The sequence below is a fragment of the Pseudomonas sp. GW821-FHT02B10 genome (assembly GCF_059421865.1).
Genome location: NZ_JBWKVU010000009.1, coordinates 236150 through 253632, shown reverse-complemented (window position 1 = coordinate 253632; position 17483 = coordinate 236150). Strand labels below are relative to the sequence as shown.

The following is a 17483-nucleotide window of genomic DNA, read 5'->3' as shown; positions in this document are numbered from 1 at the left end:
GAGCCAGCCGCCATGACCCAAGCCCGCGCCGGCCAGGCATCGCCCCTGGCACACACTCTCGACACCTCCTCGCATTTTCTCTCGCTGGACCTTCCGGCCCACTCCGACGTGCTCGCGGCCAGCCCGATGCACGGGGCAGCGGATTGGCGTATCCGCCCCTTTACCCGCGTTTCTTGAGCAAGGACGCGCCTCGTGGCGCCTCCTGAAGAAAAAACAACGACACACCAACCGATGATCAGCAGGTGAGCCATGGAACTACGAATCAACCAGAAGACCTATCAGGTCGATGCCGACGCCGACACGCCGTTGCTGTGGGTGATCCGCGATGACCTGGGCCTGACCGGCACCAAGTACGGCTGCGGCCTGGCCCAGTGCGGCGCTTGTTCGGTGCTGGTGGACGGCAATGTGGTGCGCGCCTGCGTCACCCCGGTGGCGGGTGTGGTCGGCCGCGAGGTCACCACCATCGAGGCGATCGAGGCGGACGCAGTCGGCAAGCGCGTGGTCGCCGCCTGGGTCGAGCACCAGGTGGCCCAGTGCGGTTACTGCCAGTCCGGGCAGGTCATGGCGGCCACCGCGCTGCTCAAGCACAGCCCCGCGCCCAGCGATGCGCAGATCGAGGCAGCCATGGTCAACCTGTGCCGCTGCGGCACCTACAACGCCATCCATGCCGCCGTGCATGACCTGGCCCAGCCTGCCAAGAAGGAAAGCGCCTGATGAACAAACCCATCGATTTCGCTGAAGACCTCCTGGACTTGCCGCTGGACGAACCGGTCAACCTGTCCCGCCGGCGCTTTCTGACCGGCACCGCCGTGGGCGCGCTGGTGCTCGGTTTCGGCCTGCCGCTGGGTTCGGCCAGGGTCCTGGCCGCCACGGCGAACACCGCGGAACGCGGGACCCAGGTGCCGGCGTTTCTGGAGATTCGCCCGGATGGCAGCGTGCGCCTGCTCAGCCCCTTCATGGAAGGCGGACAAGGCACCCACACCGCCATGGCGCAGATCGTCGGTGAAGAGCTGGACGCCGACCCCGCCACCTTCGTGGTCGAGGCCGCGCCGCCCGGCGAAGCCTACGTGGTCATGGAGAACGGCATGCGCATCACCGGCGGCAGCATGTCGGTACGCATGAGCTACCCGACCATGCGTCGCCTGGGCGCCCTGGCGCGGGCCATGCTGCTGCAGGCCGGCGCCGAGCAACTGGGCGTACCGCTGGCCGAGCTGTCCACCGAGCCTGGCCGGGTGCTGCATGCCGCTTCCGGTCGTTCGCTGGGCTACGGTGAATTGGCCGGTCGCGCCCTGGACATGCCGGTGCCCGACCCGGCCAGCATCACCCTGCGCGACCCGAACCAGTTCCGCTGGATCGGCAAGCCGGTACGGCGCGTCGATGCCTACGAGAAATCCACCGGCAAGGCGCTGTACAGCATCGACCTGAAGGTCGACGGCATGCTCCACGCCGCCGTGCAGCACGCGCCGCGCCTGGGCATGACCGTGGGCAGCCTGCGCAACGAGGCCCAGGTCAAGGCCATGAAAGGTGTGCACTCCGTTCACTCGCTGCCCGGCGCGGTGGCGGTGGTCGCCGAACGCTGGTGGCACGCCAAGCGCGCGGTGGAAGCCATCCAGGTCGACTGGCAGGAAGCGTCCGCCGATTCGAAGGTACGGCCAATGCCCGCTGACTTTTCCAGCGATGCGTTCCGCGATTTTCTCGCCGCCCAGCAAGGCCCGGCCCGCGACGACGAAAACGAAGGCGACGTGGCCGCCGCCCTGGCCAACGCCAAGACCCGGGTCGAGGCCACCTACCACAACCAGTACCTCAACCACGCCCAGCTGGAGCCCCCTTCGGCCCTGGCGCGCTTCAATCCCGACGGTTCGCTGGAGGTCTGGCTGCCCAACCAGGCACCGGACATGTTCCGCGCCGACATCGCCAAGCGCACCGGTCTCGATCCCTCGCGGATCACCCTGCACTCGCCGCTGCTGGGCGGCTTTTTCGGCCGGCATTTCCTCTATGACTCGGCCAGTCCCTACCCGCAGGCCATCGCCCTGGCCAAGGCCGTCGGCCGCCCGGTCAAGCTGATCTGGAGCCGCGAGGAAGAGTTCCTGCGTGATGTGCTGCGCCCGGTCGCCGTGGTCAAATTCCAGGCCGCGCTGGATGCCCAAGGGCTGCCGGTGGCGATCGAAGCGGTGAGCGCCACCGAAGGCCCCACCGAGGCCATCGCCGGCAAACAGGGCGAGAAACTCGACCCCACCGCCCTCGAAGGTTTGTCGGGCAAGTCCTACGCCATTGCCAACAAGCGCATCGCGCAGATCTACGTCAAGGGACCAGCCATGCTCGGCTACTGGCGTTCGGTGGGCAATTCGCTCAACGACTTCTTCTACGAAGCCTTCCTCGACGAACTGGCGGACAAAGGCGGCCGCGACCCGTACGAGCTACGCCAGCACCTGCTGCGCGACAACCCGCGCCTGACCACCTTGCTGCAGGCGGTGGGCGAACTGTCCGGCGGCTGGAAGCGCGGCCCGTTCACTGCTGAGGACGGCACTCGCCGCGCCCGCGGCGTGGCCATGGCCTCGCCGTTCGGCTCGCACACGGCGGCGATCGCCGAAGTGTCGATCGAAAATGGCCAGGTCAAGGTCCACGACATCTGGCAGGCCATCGACCCGGGCAGCATCGTCAACCCGGCGATCGTCGAGGCCCAGGTCAATGGTGCCGTGGCCCTGGGGTTGTCCCAGACGTTGGTGGAAGAAGCGGTGTACGTGGACGGCAAGCCCCGGGCGCGCAACTACGACCTGTACCCGATCCTGCCGCCTTCACGCATGGCGCGGGTGCATGTACGGATTGTCGAGAGTGGCGAAAAAATGGGTGGCGTCGGCGAGCCACCGCTGCCCGCGGTGGCGCCGGCGGTGGCCAACGCGGTGGCGCGGCTGACCGGCCAGCGCATCCGTAGCCTGCCATTGAGCCGATACACCTTCAGCTGACCGACAAGGACTGCCCATGAATAACCGCCGATTCGCAAGAACCGCAGGCTGGCTGGCCTTGCCGTGCCTGGTCGCGGCAGGCCTGCTGGCCTGGTATGTCACCCGCGAGCCCGCCTCGCCCTTCGAACAGGAACAGGCCGCGGCGACCCACTTCGACCCCGCCTTGGTGAGCCGCGGCGAGTACGTCGCCCGGGTCAGCGACTGCGTGGCCTGCCATAGCCTGCCGGGCAAGGCGCCCTTCGCCGGCGGCCTGGAAATGGCCACGCCGCTGGGCGCCATCCACGCCACCAACGTCACCCCCGACCGGGATACCGGCATCGGTGCCTACAGCCTGGCCGACTTCGACCGCGCCGTGCGCCATGGCGTCGCCCCGGGCGGCCGGCGGCTCTACCCGGCGATGCCCTACCCGTCCTACGTCAAGCTCAGCGACGATGACATGCGCGCGCTGTACGCGTTCTTCATGAAAGGCGTGCAACCGGTCAGCCAGCCCAACGTCCCCAGCGCTATCCCCTGGCCGCTGAACATGCGCTGGCCCATCGCGCTGTGGAACGGCCTGTTCGCCCCAAGCACGCCCTACGCGGCCAAGCCTGCGCAGGATGCGTTGTGGAACCGCGGCGCCTACATCGTCCAGGGGCCGGGCCACTGCGGCAGCTGCCACACCCCGCGCGGCCTGGCGTTCAACGAGAAGGCCCTGGACGAGTCCGGCGCGCCGTTCCTCGCCGGCGCCCTGCTCGACGGCTGGTACGCGCCGAGCCTGCGCCAGGACTCCAACACCGGCCTGGGCCGCTGGAGCGAGCCGCAGATCGTGCAGTTCCTCAAGACCGGGCGCAACCAGCACGCGGTGGTCTACGGCTCAATGACCGAGGCGTTCAACAACTCCACCCAATTCATGGCCGACGAGGACCTGGCCGCGATCGCCCGCTACCTCAAGTCGCTGCCCGGCGATCCGCAGCGCGACGGCGCGCCCTGGCAGTACCAGGCCGTGTCCGCCGCCGCCCGCCTGGACAGCCCCGGAGCCCATACCTACGTGACCCGCTGCGCGTCCTGCCACGGCCTGGACGGCCAGGGCCAGGCCGAGTGGATGCCGCCCCTGGCCGGCGCTACTTCGGCACTGGCCAAGGAAAACGCGTCGGCGATCAATATCACCCTCAACGGCTCGCAGCGCGTGGTCGCCGCCGGCGTGCCGGATGCCTACCGCATGCCGGCCTTTCGCGAGCAATTGTCGGACCGGGAAATCGCCGAGGTCCTGAGCTTCGTGCGCGGCACCTGGGGCAATTCGGGCGGCGCGGTCGACGCACAAGCGGTCGGCAAGCTGCGCGGGCATACCGACCCGGCCAGCAGCAGCCCGATCATCCTGCACATGCGCTGAAAGCAAGGAGCGAGGTGCTGGCGATCCCCCTGGCCAGGAGCGGATCCGCCAGCAGCCCCTCCCCATGAACAACCGAGGTCCCCATGGAAAGCATCGATCTACTGGTCCTGAGCACCGCCCATGACTGGCTCCAGGCCGGCCACCGCGTGCTGCTCGCCACCGTAGCCCGCACCTGGGGCTCATCGCCCCGCCCCGTGGGCTCGATGATGGCCCTGCGCGGCGATGGTCGGGTGGTCGGCAGCGTGTCGGGAGGTTGTATCGAGGACGACCTGATCCACCGCTACACCAACGCCTACGATGGCAGCGGCCTGCCGGACGGGCCGCCGCAGGTGGTGCGCTACGGCATCAGCGCCGACGAAGCGCACCGCTTCGGCCTGCCCTGTGGCGGCACGCTGGAGCTGATCCTCGAATTCACCCCCTCGAGGGATGCCCTCGAACGGCTGCTGACCCAACTCAACACCGGCAAGCTAGTGCGCCGCAGCCTGGACCTGGGCAGCGGCCAAGTGTCCCTGACCATCAGCGCTACCCCGGAGCAGTTCATCTTCGATGGCCGGCAGATGGTCAACACCCTGGGCCCCGGCTACCGCCTGCTGCTGATCGGGGCCGGCGCGCTGGCCGAATACCTGGCGACCATGGCGCTGTTCAACGGCTTCCGGGTCGCGGTCTGCGACCCCCGCCCCGAATACATCGGCGGCTGGAGCGTGGCGGGCGTGGAGCAGTTGGTCGGCATGCCGGACGACATCGTCCGCGAATTCGCCCCGGACCTGCGCACCTGCATCGTCGCCGTCAGCCATGACCCCAAGCTCGACGACCTGGCCCTGCTCGAGGCCCTGCACAGCCCGGCCTTCTACATCGGCGCCATTGGTTCGCGGCGCAACAGCCAGCTACGCCGCGAACGCCTGATCGAACACTTCGGCGAAACCGAAGCCTCGCTCCAGCGCCTGCACGGCCCCATCGGTATCTACATCGGCAGCAAGACCCCCGCCGAGATCGCCGTGAGCGTCATGGCCGAGATCCTCGCCGCCAAGAACGCTGTCACCCTGCCCCTCACCCTTGACGTTTCGAACGCCAAGCAAGCCCGCGAGCAAGAGGCGCCCGTAGCCTGATCGATACAGCCGCTTCGGCAGTCAATCGCCGAAATTTGATTTTGATCAAATTCTCCACTGCCGTGCTGGCTAGACTGAAAACCAATACGACGTCATAAGTCGAGGTTGTACTTCATGTCCTGGTTCCGCCGTCATCGCCAACGCCTGTTGCACCTCACCCTCGTGGTGTGGGTGTCAGCCATGGGCGTGATGGCCATCCAGGGCTGCCTGGTGCAGGCGAATCACGAGATAGCCGCACCACATCATGCCGAGCAGTGGGTGGCGGATGACCATGCCCTCCACGCCAGTGGTTGCCTGCAAAGCTGTGAGGACACTGTCACGGCGATAAAACCTGCATTGCAGCATCCAGCATTGGACGCCCTCCAGTGGGCCGCCCTCTTACTGTTAACTGCAGCAGTCATAATGATGCTCGATCCGGCGAAAGAATCCTCCTTTGCCACCCTTGCACTGAAGCGCCCCGCCCCGCCGAAAGAACCGGCCCGCCTGACTTTCGTCCGTTTCAACGATTAACCCCTCCCTGATTCAAAAGTGGCAGAGCACGGGTCGCTCCGTTCTGCTGCGCCGCTTTTCGCGTCTCTGTCATTGCTGCTTATTCCCTCACGAGTTCAGGAGTTCATCATGCACAAGCATTCAACATTCGTTCTAGCTGCCGTCTTGGCTGGCGGGGCACTCATGGCCTCTGCCGAGGATGCGCATCACCCGGCCGATGCGCCAGGCGGCGCAATCGAGAGCACTGCACCGACGCCGGCGGCCATGACTGAAGCCATGACCGAGCAGATGGAGAAAATGCAGGCGGCCCATGACAAGGCCGCGGCGGCCAAAACACCCGCCGAGCGCCAGGCCGCCCTGCAAGAAGGCATGAAAGCGCTGAAGAACGGCATGGCCATGATGAGCAAGGAGCAGGGCTCCATGGGGTGTATGGGGATGTCCGCAGCCAAGGACGGCACAGGCAAAGGCATGATGGACATGATGATGCAGATGATGGAGCAGCAGTCGTCGATGATGGACATGCCAATGAAGAAATGAACCTGAGGTGTGTCGCCAAAGAATCCGGCAAGGCGAAGTCACTGGCCGAGCCGACACCGACCGCCCACTTGTGCAGCTGTTCATGCCCCACGCCACGGCGATCATCAGTAAAGGCATGAACGGCAAACACACCCGGCAAGTGAGGAGCGCCAACCATGGATCATGCCGAACCGGCCTACGGCCTCTGGTCGCTGGTCATTATCAATTCATTAGTGTTTATCTTGTTCGCCTTCAGCTTCACCCGGCCCAGGACGAACCGCGATTGGCGCTCCTTTGGCATGTTCTCGGCGTTCCTGGTGGCGCTGTTTAGCGAAATGTACGGGTTTCCGCTGACGATCTACCTGCTGATGCCCTGGCTCACACGCCACTTCCCTGGCATCGACTTCCTTTCGCACGACGCCGGGCATTTGCTCGAAATGGTCATGGGCTGGAAGGTCAATCCGCACTGGGGGCCATTCCACATTCTCAGCAACTTGCTGATCGCCGGCGGCTTCTGGTTATTGGCGGCCGCCTGGCGTGTGCTCTACAAGGCCCAAAGTATCGGGCAACTGGCGCTCGACGGGCCCTATGCACGGATCCGTCACCCACAGTACGTCGGCTTCGTGCTGATCATGTTCGGTTTTCTGTTGCAGTGGCCTACCTTGATCACCCTGGTGATGTTTCCAATCCTCCTGGTGGTCTACGCCAGGCTGGCGAAGCGAGAAGAACAGGAGATGCTTGCGCATTTCGGTGATACCTATCGCACTTACTCGCAACAGACGCCGGCATTCCTGCCGTGGTCAGCCGCTCACAGCCCCCCTCCCCCTACTGGTGCCCCTCCAGGCCCAGGAGAACAGCCATGAACGCTCCCTGGAAAACCGGCATTTCTCTGGCCCTGACCATGGCCATTTCCTACACCATCTGTGCGCTGCTCTACGTGCTGTGGCCGGCGCAGGGTATCGCTTTTCTCAGTGCCTTGTTCCATGGCCTCGACTTTGCTCGCCTTCAGGCGCCACAAGACTACAACGTGGCGACGTTCGTCGGGCCGCTGCTGGTCTTGAGTGCATGGGGCGCGGTGGTCGGCACCTTGTTCGCGTGGCTGTCAAACAAACTCCATGGCAGGCCCTGATAGCCGCTTCGAGTAGGAGGCCGCGATGAACGAATCACACATGCAGCACAGCCGGCGCCAGCCGGCGTTTGCATCAGGGAACATGGCGAAAGATCCGATCTGCGGAATGATGGTCGATAAGACCACAGCGCTGTCACGGGAACGTGGCGGGCGCAGCTATTACTTTTGCAGCGATACTTGCCTTCGCACCTTCGAGTCGCCAGAAAGAGAACTGAAGGCGATGAAAACCCGCGTGACTATCGCCCTCACCGGTGTACTGGCCCTGGCGCTTCTGCGTGCGGGCGCCTTCATCGCGCTGGCCGCCGGTGCCACGCTACTGACTTGGGTACCTATCCCTGCGCTCCCCTGGTTCACCTGGGGTATATGGCTTTTCCTGTTGGTCACTCCAGTGCAGTTCATCGGTGGCTGGAGTTTCTACAAGGGAGCGTGGAACGCCATTCGCACCCGTAACATCAACATGGATTTCCTGATTGCCCTCGGTACGTCGGTCGCCTATTTCTATAGCGTCACGGTGTTGTTCTTCCCGGACGTCCTGCCAGTCAAGGTGGCCGAGCGCGACGTCTATTTCGAGGTGTCGGCGGTCATCATCGCCTTCGTGCTGCTGGGCAGGTACATGGAGGAGATCATCAAGAAGAAATCCTCTGCCGCGGTACGGCGCTTGCTCGATCTCAAACCGGCGATCGCGCATGTGATTCGTGACGGGCAAGAAGTCGACCTGCCTGCTGAGAGCGTCATGGCCGGCGAGTTCCTGGTAGTCAAACCTGGCGAAAAAATTCCCACCGACGGTGATGTCAGTGAAGGTCGGTCAACGGTAGATGAGTCCATGCTGACTGGCGAGTCGATGCCGGTCGACAAACACCCGGGCAGTTCGGTGATCGGAGGTACGCTCAATGGCAGTGGCGTGTTCACGTTCAAGGCGAGCAGAATCGGTGCCGATACCGCACTGGCACAGATCATCAAGATGGTCGAGGAGGCACAGAGCAGCACTGCACAGATCCAGCGGTTAGCCGACCAGGTCACTGGCTACTTTGTGCCTGCAGTGGTGGCCGTCGCGCTGTTGGCGCTGGTCGGCTGGTCTCTTGCGGGGAATTTCCCGCAGGGGCTGTTGGCCTTTATCGCGGTTCTGATCATTTCCTGTCCCTGCGCACTCGGTGTGGCGACACCCGCCGCGTTAATGGTCGGTGTTGGTAAGGGGGCTGATAACGGCATCCTTATTCGCGGCGGCGAAGTACTGGAGCGGGCAGAAAAACTGAGTACGGTGGTATTCGACAAAACCGGCACCATTACCCGAGGCGAACCAAACGTAACCGATGTGATCTCGCTAGACACCGTGTTGGAAAGCGAGGTCTTGATGCTCGCTGCCGCCGTGGAGTCCGGTTCAGAACATCCGCTTGGCGCGGCGATAGTGCGCGCCGCTGCGCATCATGGCATCCGCTTGCCGAAAGCTACCGGTATCCAGGGAATCGCCGGCCACGGCATCGAAGGCCGTGTCGACAGTCAACACATATGGCTGGGCAACCGGCGGTTATTCGCCCGCCAAGGCATTGCGACCGAAGCTGCCGAGGAACACCTCATCCGCCTGGAAGCCGATGGCAAGACCGTCATGCTGGTCGGTGTCGACGACCGTTTGGTTGGGGTGATTGCTGTGGCCGACACCATTAAACCCGAAGCGGCTGAAGCCGTTGCGGCATTGCAGGCAAGCGGCATCAAGGTCGTGCTTCTGAGCGGTGACAACCACCGTACTGCCGAAGCAGTCGCGCGACAGGTCGGCATTGAGCGAGTGATTGCCGAGGTCTTGCCGGACGACAAGGTCGCAGTGATCCGTCAATTGCAAAGCGAAGGGCAGGTCGTGGCCATGGTTGGCGATGGTGTCAACGATGCGCCGGCCCTGGCCACCGCCGACATCGGCATTGCCATCGGCTCGGGTTCGGATGTCGCCAAGGAAACCGGCGGCATCATCTTGCTCAAGAACGATGTACGTGACGTGGTCACGGCGATCAAGCTGTCGCGCGCGACCATGGTCAAGATTAAACAGAACCTGTTCTGGGCGTTCATCTACAACAGCATCGGTATTCCAATCGCAGCCTTTGGCCTGCTCAACCCCATCATTGCCGCCGCCGCCATGGCACTCAGCTCGTTGTCGGTGATTGCCAACTCCGCGCTGCTCAAACGTGCCCGTATTGGCTTGAGTCAGGAGGCCGGATCATGAAGCGCGAGGTTTTTATAATCTGCCTCCTGGTGAGTGTTGTGGGTATTGCAACAGTGGTTTACCTGTTGGGGCTGACTGGCAAATCGTTTGTCCTGGCCGGGTTATTCCTGCTGTGCCCGGTCTTGGTCGGGGCGCAACTTTTTCGCGGTATCCGTCAATTTGACAAGGATATGGCCGAGGCTCGTCGGCAGCTGAAAAGAAAGTGATCTTGCCTTATAGCCGTCCCTCTTCCTTTCAAGGAGTGCCATCATGAGTCATAACTTTCCCCAGCATCGCGCAAGAGGTACCTACGGGTACTTTTTAGGCTTCCTCGCCATCGCTGGTTATTTCCTGTTCACCGAGCACAGGGCTCACGTCCTTCCGTATCTGCCATTCCTGTTACTACTGGCCTGTCCACTGATGCATTTTTTCATGCACCGTGGGCATGGGCATGGCGGACGTGAGCATGGTGAAAGTGGTGAACATGGCAGTTGCTGTGGCCATCACCCCAGCGGCGCTGGCAATGACCAGGAACATGCCGGCCTACCCGATAGCAACAGGACGTACCCCGACCGTCCTGCATGACGGATTCGTCGTACCTGCGCAATGCAACGCAGCTCATCGAGCTTCGGTTGGCGTTGTGGGCCCTGGCTGCATTAAAAGCGACGAATCTCCAACGTCGCCCGCAGCCCGCCAGAGTGGCGATTCTCCAATCTGATCTGCCCGCCCAGGCGCGCTGCAATGGCCTGCACGATAGTCAGCCCCAACCCTGCTCCCTGAGCATTTCCGCGACTATAGAAACGCTCGAAGAGTCGCTCGCGTTCAGTCTCATCGATTCCCGGCCCCTGGTCCTCGACGGACAGTTCGTAGTGTTCCTGTTTCTTGGCCAGCCGCACCGTGATCAGTCCGTGGGGCGGCGAAAAGTTTGCTGCATTGGTCACCAGGTTGTTCAAGGCGATGTCGATGGCCGCCGCGTTGACTCTGACACGGCCGATGCCTTCGTCGACATCGAAAGCCAGCTCGAGCCCCTGGTTCAACAACCAGGGCGTCAGCTGGACCAGGCTTTCGCGAACCGTCGCCGCCAGATCGATACAGGGTGCTGCATGGGTGTCTGTTTGCGGTTCAATACGCGCCATCGTCAGCAACTGGTTGACCAGCCGAGTGGTTCGGTCCACGCCGGCAATCAAATGCTCGAGCGATTCACGGCGATCCTGCTCGCTCCCCTCCTCCATCAGGTTCTGCGCATGCACCCTGAGCACCGCCAGTGGGGTGCGCATTTCATGGGCGGCGTCAGCGATAAAACGCCGTTCACGGCCCATGACTTCCTGAATCTGTGCCAACACCCGGTTGAGGGCCGCCTGCATGGGCTCGAGTTCAGTGGGCAACGGCATCAACTGCAACGGTTCGAGAGAGCCGGGATGCCTCGCACGCAGCGTCGCCGCCATATCCACCAGTGGTTTCAAGCCCCAGCCGATTGCCAGCCAGATCACCGCAGCGAGCATCAGGCTGCCAAGCAGATTAGGGACGACGGTGTGACGAACAATCCGGTCAACCAGGTCGGCGCGTACATCGTCCCGCTCGCCGACCCATATCTTCAGGCCGTACTGCGTGTCATCAAGGGTGAATGCCCGCCATTTACGGCTATTCGGATCGGTCACGTCGCTGAAGCCGGGCGCGGCCGACGCCGCTGAAAAGACCGGCGCGCTCAAGGTGTGAACCAACAGCTCGCCCTGGGCGTTCCAGACCTGGAACGCGATCTTGCTTTCATAGGGGTGGCCATCGACTTGGGGGACGGCCTGGCCCAGCGCCTGGTTGAACGCCTGATACAGCTCGGCGTGCTCCTTGCTGGCCATCGGCATGCGCATGATCCCTTGCAGCAGGCGAGCATTCTGAGCCAGCTGGGCGTCGTAGACCTCGTCTATTTCATGATTGCTGTCGTGAAGGTTGAGTACGGTCATGATCAACAGGCCAAGGAACAGCAGCCCGAGGATCAACGTCAGGGTACGACGCCTGATAGAGGTCATGGGCGGCCTTCCACCAGGTAACCGACGCCGCGGACGGTGCGGATGAGGTGGCTGGAGAACTTCTTGCGCAGGTGGTGGATATGTACTTCCAGGGTGTTGCTTTCCGCTTCCTCGCTCCAGCCGTAGAGCAACTGCATCAGGTGATCGCGGGTGATCACGCGGCCAGGCGGCGACAACAATTCGTGGAGCAGTTGGTATTCCTTGGGGGTCAGGGCCACCGGTTCGCCCTGGTAGCTGACCTGCTGGGTACCGGGGTTCAGGCTGATGCCTGCATGCTCGATCAGCAGCTGGGCGCGGCCGGCGCTGCGCCGCAGCAAGGCGCGCAGGCGCGCCTTGAGTTCGGCCAGGTCGAAGGGCTTGATCAGGTAATCGTCGGCCCCGGCGTCGAGCCCGGCGATGCGGTCTTCCGTGGCATCCCGGGCGGTGAGGATCAGCACCGGGAGGTTGGAGCCACTGTCACGCAGGCGTCGCAGCACATCCAGGCCGTCCATGCGCGGCAGGCCGAGGTCGAGCACCGCCAGATCAAAGGTTTCGCTGAGCAGCGAATGCAAGGCGCTACCGCCGTCCTGCAGCCAGTCGACGGTGTAGCCCTCGCGTTCCAGGGCATGCTGGATACCCTCGCCGAGGGCCACGTCATCCTCAATCAGTAATAAGCGCACACGGACTCCTGTCAGTTGAGTTTCTTGTTCACGTCCACCAGCAGTGCCTCGATCTCCTTGCGACGTCCGGCGTCGGCGGTTTCCCGGCCGGGTCTCGGGGCTGCCCGCAGGGCTTTTTGCAGTGCGTCGCGGGCTTCGCCGTAGCGTTTTTGACGGTAGAGATGATCACCCCAGAAGTACAGACTGTCGATGCCATCGGGGTTCACCTGCAAGGCCTGCTTGAGCAGCTGCTCGGCTTTTTCCGCGTCGCCGAAACCGATGGGCCAGCCCGGCACCCGGTCGTACAGTGCGGCAAGACTCGTGTAGGCCGAGCCTTGCAGAGCCTTGGGGTCCAGGGCCATGGCCTGCTCCAGATAGCCTTTCGCCGCCTTGGCCTTGCTCAGCGCGCCGAGGCCACCCTGGGCGCCGGCCCAACTGCTGGTGACGATGCCGGACCAGATCCAGGCTTCGGCCAGCGATTGACGCTCCCGGGTGAACGCAGAAGTCTGGCTGGCCAGTTGTTCGAACGCGGCGGTGCGTTGGCCTTCCGGGATTTCGTATTGGATGTGTGCCCAGCTTTGCTGAATGCCGTTCAGGCGTTGCTGGTCGGCGGGGTCCAGCGCCCAGACGCTCTGGCTCAAGGCCCCCAGCAGCAGGCATGTGATGAGTTTTTTCATGGTTTGAGATGCTCGTTATCGGGCTTGTGGCTCAGGCGACGGATCAGCGGCAACTGCTTGCGCAGGCCCCGATCCACCAGATTGGGCAGCAGGCTGTTGAGGCGCATGAAAAAGCGCTCCGGCCAGCCCAGGTACAGGTCACGGCGGTCACCGGCGATGGCATGGATCACCGCCGCGGCGACGGTCTGCGGATCGTCGACATTGGACTTGAGCGCGTCATTCAAGGCCCGGGCTGCGGGGCTATTCATGCTCGTATGGGTGGCCCGTGGCGCGACATACAGAACTCCGACCCGGGTGTCCGCCAGTTCCCGGCGCAGGGCTTCGGAAAACCCGCGCAAGGCAAACTTGGTGGCGCAATAGACGGCGTAACCGGGGTAGCCGATGGAACCGTAGGTCGAGCCGACGTTCACCACCATAGCGCTCTCGGCTTGCTTGAGCAGTGGCAGCAAGGTCTTGGTCAAACAGACCGGAGCGCCGATGTTCACCGCCAGCATCGCATTGACGTCGCTGTCATCGAGCTGGTCGAGCATGGTGAAGTGATTGACCCCGGCGGCATTGATCAGCAGGTTGATGCCGCCCATGGCCTGTGCAGCGGTCAGCACTTTGCGCCGGTCGGCGAGGAAGGTCAGGTCCGCCGCCACCCAGCACAGCTGGCTGGGATAGCGGGCGAGCAAGGGCTCCAGGGGCTCGCGTCGACGCGCCACTGCCAGGACCTTGGCGCCACTGGCGCACAGGTCGCTGGCGATGGCCAGGCCAATGCCGCCGCTGGCCCCGGTCAGCACTACGCGAGCGTCAGACAGGCGCATGCAGGTTCTCCCCGCCGCGGGGCAAGCCGCGGAACATGTCGGTGTAAAGCCTGTACACCACCCTGGAGGCATGGACGACCGCAGCCTGGTCGGCCGGATCGTCGAGGGTATTCATCAGCCGGCGGTAGGTCTGCATATGCTCGATATCCAGCGAACCATGGGAGCTGAGGTAGCTGAAAGCGCTTTCCGGCAAGCCCAGGCGTTGGCGAATGCTGCCAGCGGCATGGGTGGCCAGGGCAATGCTGGTGCCCTCGAGCACATTGACCATGCCGAACAGCCCCACCGGATTGTCCCGGGCGATCAGATCGTAGAGAAAACTGACCATCAACTCGATTGGCAAGGAGGGGCGACCGTTGCGCACCTCGTCCCTGTCGCCGCCGCAGGCTTCAATGTCATCGAGCACCCATTGCTCATGGCCATACTCATCCTCGATGTACTCGCACACCGCTTTGCGCAACCACTCCAGGCGCAGCGGCAGGCGCGCACCGCAGGCCATCATCAAGGGCACGGTGTGACGCACGTGGTAATAGGCTTGCGCCAGGAAGGCCCGGTAGCTTTCCAGGCTGACCCGGCCCTGCAGGGCATCGAGAATGATCGGCAGGTTGAACAGCTCGTTGCGTTCCTGCTGGGTAGCTTCTTGCAGCCGGTCAAAAAAACTCATGGTGCGGATTCCTCGGAAAGTACGGGTTCAGTCAGTTGCGCCCGGTAACGCTCGACAATGGCGTCGCGGCGCGGTCGGCCATTGGCGGTCAGCAGGCCATTGGCAAAGGTGAAGGGTTGATCCAGCCGGGACCAGCGATGGACCTGGGCATAATCAGGCAAGGCCTCGTTGGCCTCGGCCACGGCGGCGGCCAGCTCGTCGTCGCTACAGTCCGGGCGATGGGGCCAGAGCAGAGCATGGTTGCGCGGCATGGCTTCGCCGTAGACGAAGGCCTGGGCGATATGGCGGCGTTGGGTCAACTCGGCCTCGACCCATTCCGGGTTCACGTTGCGGCCGAAACTGGTGACGAACTGATGCTTCTTGCGCCCCTTGAGGTAAAGAAAGCCATCGGGATCGAACTCGCCGAGATCGCCGCTGGGCCACCATTCATCGGCGCGCGGCGTTTCGCCCAAGTACCCGAGCAAGGTCGAACCCTTGATCAGCACTTCGCCGTCTTCGGCCAGGCGGACCTGCACATGGGGCAATGGCTGGCCGACACTGCCGGGGCGGTTCGCCTCCGGTCGGTTAAGGCAGACCACCGATGCGCATTCGGACAGACCATAGCCTTCATAGACCGGCAGGCCGAGGCGTTGCGCACGCTGCAACAGCGCAGCACAAACCCGTGCCCCACCCACCGCGGCGAAACGCAGCGCGGCGGGGTTGAAGGCTTTGTGCTCGGCGGCGCCGACCAGCATCTGCAACAGCTGCGGCACCAGGATCAGGCTCTGCGGCGCACGGTTGGCCAGGCAACCGAGCAGGCGCGGTACATCGACGCCACTGGCGCCCTGGATGCCCAGGGTTTTCTGGCTGGGCAGGCTCAGGGTCGCGCCGGCGTGCAAGGCGGCATAGCAGCCGAGGTTTTCCAACAGGATCGCCAGCGGCAAAAGCGCAAGGTGGTGCTGCGGATCTGCCGGTTTGCTGGCCCGATCCAGCTCGCGAGCGACCCGCAGCATGCTCTCGGCGCTCAGGCACACGCCTTTTGGGGTGCCGGTGGTGCCCGAGGTGAAGGTCAGTTTGGCGGTGCCTTCCAACATCCGGTCCGGGCCACTGAAAGCGCGCCGCCAGAAGGTTGCGGTTTGCACGTATCCGGCCGCTTTCAGCTCGGCTTCCAGCTCCGGCTCGGCAATCACCCACCCAGCCTGGCTCTGTTCCAGGCAATGGGCCCGTTGGGCCGGGCTGAAGAACGGCGGCAATAGCACGCAAGTCAAGCCTTCGAACAACACGGCCAGGTCCCAGAGCATGGCTTCGACGCCGTTGTCCAGGGCCAGGGCAACCACCTTGGCGCCTTCGTCGCGCAAACGCTGCTGGCGCTGCATCACTTGTGCGTACAGCGTGGCGTAGTCCAGCTTCAGGTGATCGCCCCACAAGGCAACGGCATTGGGCCGGTGCTCGGCATGGTCACGTAGCGCCTGCTTGAAGCGTTCCTTTTCATGCGACATGGCTGGCCTGCGCAAAAGACGACGGCAACCCGAGGCGATCGAACATCCCGATGTTGCGCAGATGAATGAAGCCGGCGCGAATGTTGCCGACGTGTACCCAAGGCTTGCTCTCGTAATAGCTACCCCAGCTGTGCCGTTCATCACCCAGCCGCTGTGGGTCGGCGGCACAGAGGGTCACGGGTTTCAGGCCCAGGCGATGAAAGCTGTTCACCAGGCCGATGTTGCCGGTGAACGCCACCCATTCCAGGTCCCCCATGGCCAGCAAATAGGTCATGGCGATGATGCTCAGCCGTGCACTGCCCGTGTCGCTGGCGGCCAGGTTGCCGACTTCGACGATGCCCGCCCGGTCCACGGCACGATCGGCGGCTGCACTGATCAATGGCTCGATCGGATCGTCCAGATAGCGCTCCAGGAACAGCTGCTCATGACCTGCCAGGCGCACGCCGGCCACTGCACAGAGCTCGCCCGATGCGTTGTTGCTCATGCCAAACAGCTGTGGCATGAAATGACGGATGTCGGCACCGTGGGCCTTGCGAAAACGGCGCTGGATAAAGGCTTCGAAAAGCGGACGCTGAGGCTCGTCCGGCAAGGCCCTGGCAAGACACATCGGCGGCGCTTCGATTTGGCCGAAGTGCAAAGGCAGAGCGATGTGCCAGTCGTGATCAGGCATGGATGGATGCCTCCCTGGGTAAGTTCGGGAGGAGTATCGGTGGCGTTTCTTAACGGAATCTGAAGGTGGCGAAACAATCCGGCAGGACGGCTGGGGCGACAAATACTTTCCGGCTTCTGACCTAAATCAAACACGAACCGGTCATTCACGCAGACATTAAGACTCAGTCTTCACAGCCTGTCCTTTACCCAAGAGGAGTAGTGAAAAATGAGCAATTCCGTGAAAAAAATGCCAGTAACGACTGAAGACAAGGCCCGTCAGCCATCGCTGACGACAGACCTGTGGCGGCCCCTGGAAAAACTGCGGCAACAAGTCGATCACCTGTTCGAAGATTTCAATCGCGGCTCCAGCCTGTCGCCCTTCAGTCGCGGACTGTTCGATGTCGATCCACTCTGGCGGCGGGAATTGATCGGCCATAGCCTGCCTGCCGTGGACATTACCGAGAAAGACAAGAGCTTCGAGATTTCCGCCGAGCTGCCGGGCATGGATCAGAAGAACATCGAGATCAAGCTGTCCAACGGTTGCCTGATCATCAAGGGTGAAAAGAAAGAGGACAAGGAAGAGAAAAGAAAAGGCTATCACCTCAGCGAGCGTCACTACGGCTCCTTCGAGCGGATGTTCAACCTGCCCAAGGGGGTCGATGCCGAGAAGATCGAAGCCAGCTTCAGCAAAGGCGTGCTGAGCATCTCGCTGCCGAAAAAGCCCGAAGCCATGAAGGCGGAGAAAGTCGTGCCGATCAAGGCCGATTGAAGCCGGACCAGCCTGCCCA

The 17483-nt window shown here is 63.2% G+C and carries 20 protein-coding genes; 13 read left to right on the top strand and 7 right to left on the bottom strand.

Annotation, left to right across the window (positions count from 1 at the left end; translation table 11 throughout):
* The first annotated feature begins 12 nt into the window (after window positions 1-12).
* From AC07VU_RS20315 to AC07VU_RS20260, 12 genes are all read left to right on the top strand, one after another.
* On the top strand, window positions 13-177 hold the full coding sequence (locus tag AC07VU_RS20315; protein ID WP_320449535.1) for a hypothetical protein: 165 nt from the start codon (window positions 13-15) through the stop codon (window positions 175-177).
* A 72-nt stretch (window positions 178-249) separates the two neighbouring features.
* Window positions 250-714: a (2Fe-2S)-binding protein gene (locus AC07VU_RS20310; RefSeq protein WP_053261152.1), complete on the top strand. Its 465-nt coding sequence runs from the start codon at window positions 250-252 to the stop codon at window positions 712-714.
* Window positions 714-2963 carry a xanthine dehydrogenase family protein molybdopterin-binding subunit gene (locus AC07VU_RS20305; RefSeq protein WP_495030337.1) on the top strand — a complete coding sequence of 750 codons (2250 nt, stop codon included), beginning with the start codon at window positions 714-716 and terminating at the stop codon, window positions 2961-2963. The genes AC07VU_RS20310 and AC07VU_RS20305 overlap by 1 nt, the downstream gene beginning before the upstream one ends.
* Before the next feature lie 16 nt (window positions 2964-2979).
* Window positions 2980-4332, top strand: a complete 1353-nt coding sequence (locus tag AC07VU_RS20300; RefSeq protein ID WP_495030336.1) for a c-type cytochrome — start codon at window positions 2980-2982, stop codon at window positions 4330-4332.
* Window positions 4333-4415: 83 nt separating this feature from the next.
* A complete protein-coding gene (locus tag AC07VU_RS20295) occupies window positions 4416-5438 on the top strand; it encodes an XdhC family protein (protein ID WP_495030335.1) in 1023 nt (340 codons plus the stop codon).
* 114 nt (window positions 5439-5552) lie between these two features.
* The gene (locus AC07VU_RS20290) at window positions 5553-5948 is read left to right on the top strand and encodes a hypothetical protein (protein WP_277588840.1); all 396 of its coding nucleotides are present in this window, start codon (window positions 5553-5555) and stop codon (window positions 5946-5948) included.
* A gap of 108 nt (window positions 5949-6056) precedes the next feature.
* Window positions 6057-6464: a hypothetical protein gene (locus AC07VU_RS20285; RefSeq protein ID WP_274302869.1), complete on the top strand. Its 408-nt coding sequence runs from the start codon at window positions 6057-6059 to the stop codon at window positions 6462-6464.
* A gap of 155 nt (window positions 6465-6619) precedes the next feature.
* Entirely contained in the window at window positions 6620-7306 is a 687-nt protein-coding gene (locus tag AC07VU_RS20280; RefSeq protein ID WP_457276409.1) for a methyltransferase family protein, read from the top strand.
* Window positions 7303-7572, top strand: coding sequence for a DUF5676 family membrane protein (locus AC07VU_RS20275; protein WP_457276408.1), 270 nt, complete (start codon window positions 7303-7305; stop codon window positions 7570-7572). Before AC07VU_RS20280 ends, AC07VU_RS20275 begins: the two co-directional genes overlap by 4 nt.
* A gap of 25 nt (window positions 7573-7597) precedes the next feature.
* A complete protein-coding gene (locus tag AC07VU_RS20270) occupies window positions 7598-9781 on the top strand; it encodes a heavy metal translocating P-type ATPase (RefSeq protein WP_495030334.1) in 2184 nt (727 codons plus the stop codon).
* On the top strand, window positions 9778-9987 hold the full coding sequence (locus AC07VU_RS20265) for a hypothetical protein (protein ID WP_495030333.1): 210 nt from the start codon (window positions 9778-9780) through the stop codon (window positions 9985-9987). Before AC07VU_RS20270 ends, AC07VU_RS20265 begins: the two co-directional genes overlap by 4 nt.
* Window positions 9988-10030: 43 nt before the next feature.
* The gene (locus AC07VU_RS20260; RefSeq protein WP_495030332.1) at window positions 10031-10345 is read left to right on the top strand and encodes a DUF2933 domain-containing protein; all 315 of its coding nucleotides are present in this window, start codon (window positions 10031-10033) and stop codon (window positions 10343-10345) included.
* 71 nt (window positions 10346-10416) lie between these two features.
* Here the strand turns inward: AC07VU_RS20260 and AC07VU_RS20255 are convergent, their stop codons facing one another.
* From AC07VU_RS20255 to AC07VU_RS20225, 7 genes are read right to left on the bottom strand one after another with little or no spacing between them, the layout of a single operon-like run.
* The gene (locus AC07VU_RS20255; RefSeq protein ID WP_150051177.1) at window positions 10417-11784 is read right to left on the bottom strand and encodes a sensor histidine kinase; all 1368 of its coding nucleotides are present in this window, start codon (window positions 11782-11784) and stop codon (window positions 10417-10419) included.
* The gene (locus AC07VU_RS20250) at window positions 11781-12443 is read right to left on the bottom strand and encodes a response regulator (protein WP_495030331.1); all 663 of its coding nucleotides are present in this window, start codon (window positions 12441-12443) and stop codon (window positions 11781-11783) included. Before AC07VU_RS20250 ends, AC07VU_RS20255 begins: the two co-directional genes overlap by 4 nt.
* 11 nt (window positions 12444-12454) lie before the next feature.
* Complete coding sequence (locus AC07VU_RS20245; RefSeq protein WP_007925649.1) at window positions 12455-13099, bottom strand: tetratricopeptide repeat protein; 645 nt, start codon at window positions 13097-13099, stop codon at window positions 12455-12457.
* The gene (locus AC07VU_RS20240; protein WP_053261142.1) at window positions 13096-13905 is read right to left on the bottom strand and encodes an SDR family oxidoreductase; all 810 of its coding nucleotides are present in this window, start codon (window positions 13903-13905) and stop codon (window positions 13096-13098) included. The genes AC07VU_RS20245 and AC07VU_RS20240 overlap by 4 nt, the downstream gene beginning before the upstream one ends.
* Entirely contained in the window at window positions 13892-14566 is a 675-nt protein-coding gene (locus tag AC07VU_RS20235; RefSeq protein ID WP_053261141.1) for an iron-containing redox enzyme family protein, read from the bottom strand. The genes AC07VU_RS20240 and AC07VU_RS20235 overlap by 14 nt, the downstream gene beginning before the upstream one ends.
* Window positions 14563-16044: an AMP-binding protein gene (locus AC07VU_RS20230; protein ID WP_274302856.1), complete on the bottom strand. Its 1482-nt coding sequence runs from the start codon at window positions 16042-16044 to the stop codon at window positions 14563-14565. Before AC07VU_RS20230 ends, AC07VU_RS20235 begins: the two co-directional genes overlap by 4 nt.
* A complete protein-coding gene (locus AC07VU_RS20225; RefSeq protein ID WP_053261139.1) occupies window positions 16034-16714 on the bottom strand; it encodes a thermostable hemolysin in 681 nt (226 codons plus the stop codon). Before AC07VU_RS20225 ends, AC07VU_RS20230 begins: the two co-directional genes overlap by 11 nt.
* Window positions 16715-16921: 207 nt before the next feature.
* On the opposite strand from AC07VU_RS20225, the gene AC07VU_RS20220 reads away from it, so the two are divergent.
* On the top strand, window positions 16922-17464 hold the full coding sequence (locus tag AC07VU_RS20220) for an Hsp20/alpha crystallin family protein (RefSeq protein WP_053261138.1): 543 nt from the start codon (window positions 16922-16924) through the stop codon (window positions 17462-17464).
* Window positions 17465-17483 lie beyond the last annotated feature (19 nt).

Coding starts and splice junctions, on each gene's coding strand:
- AC07VU_RS20295 (WP_495030335.1), top strand. CDS start 4,416: ATGGAAAGCATCGATCTACTGGTCCTGAGCACCGCCCATGACTGGCTC.
- AC07VU_RS20260 (WP_495030332.1), top strand. CDS start 10,031: ATGAGTCATAACTTTCCCCAGCATCGCGCAAGAGGTACCTACGGGTAC.
- AC07VU_RS20315 (WP_320449535.1), top strand. CDS start 13: ATGACCCAAGCCCGCGCCGGCCAGGCATCGCCCCTGGCACACACTCTC.
- AC07VU_RS20245 (WP_007925649.1), bottom strand. CDS start 13,099: ATGAAAAAACTCATCACATGCCTGCTGCTGGGGGCCTTGAGCCAGAGC.
- AC07VU_RS20255 (WP_150051177.1), bottom strand. CDS start 11,784: ATGACCTCTATCAGGCGTCGTACCCTGACGTTGATCCTCGGGCTGCTG.
- AC07VU_RS20310 (WP_053261152.1), top strand. CDS start 250: ATGGAACTACGAATCAACCAGAAGACCTATCAGGTCGATGCCGACGCC.
- AC07VU_RS20265 (WP_495030333.1), top strand. CDS start 9,778: ATGAAGCGCGAGGTTTTTATAATCTGCCTCCTGGTGAGTGTTGTGGGT.
- AC07VU_RS20305 (WP_495030337.1), top strand. CDS start 714: ATGAACAAACCCATCGATTTCGCTGAAGACCTCCTGGACTTGCCGCTG.
- AC07VU_RS20220 (WP_053261138.1), top strand. CDS start 16,922: ATGAGCAATTCCGTGAAAAAAATGCCAGTAACGACTGAAGACAAGGCC.
- AC07VU_RS20290 (WP_277588840.1), top strand. CDS start 5,553: ATGTCCTGGTTCCGCCGTCATCGCCAACGCCTGTTGCACCTCACCCTC.
- AC07VU_RS20225 (WP_053261139.1), bottom strand. CDS start 16,714: ATGCCTGATCACGACTGGCACATCGCTCTGCCTTTGCACTTCGGCCAA.
- AC07VU_RS20240 (WP_053261142.1), bottom strand. CDS start 13,905: ATGCGCCTGTCTGACGCTCGCGTAGTGCTGACCGGGGCCAGCGGCGGC.
- AC07VU_RS20285 (WP_274302869.1), top strand. CDS start 6,057: ATGCACAAGCATTCAACATTCGTTCTAGCTGCCGTCTTGGCTGGCGGG.
- AC07VU_RS20230 (WP_274302856.1), bottom strand. CDS start 16,044: ATGTCGCATGAAAAGGAACGCTTCAAGCAGGCGCTACGTGACCATGCC.
- AC07VU_RS20235 (WP_053261141.1), bottom strand. CDS start 14,566: ATGAGTTTTTTTGACCGGCTGCAAGAAGCTACCCAGCAGGAACGCAAC.
- AC07VU_RS20275 (WP_457276408.1), top strand. CDS start 7,303: ATGAACGCTCCCTGGAAAACCGGCATTTCTCTGGCCCTGACCATGGCC.
- AC07VU_RS20300 (WP_495030336.1), top strand. CDS start 2,980: ATGAATAACCGCCGATTCGCAAGAACCGCAGGCTGGCTGGCCTTGCCG.
- AC07VU_RS20280 (WP_457276409.1), top strand. CDS start 6,620: ATGGATCATGCCGAACCGGCCTACGGCCTCTGGTCGCTGGTCATTATC.
- AC07VU_RS20270 (WP_495030334.1), top strand. CDS start 7,598: ATGAACGAATCACACATGCAGCACAGCCGGCGCCAGCCGGCGTTTGCA.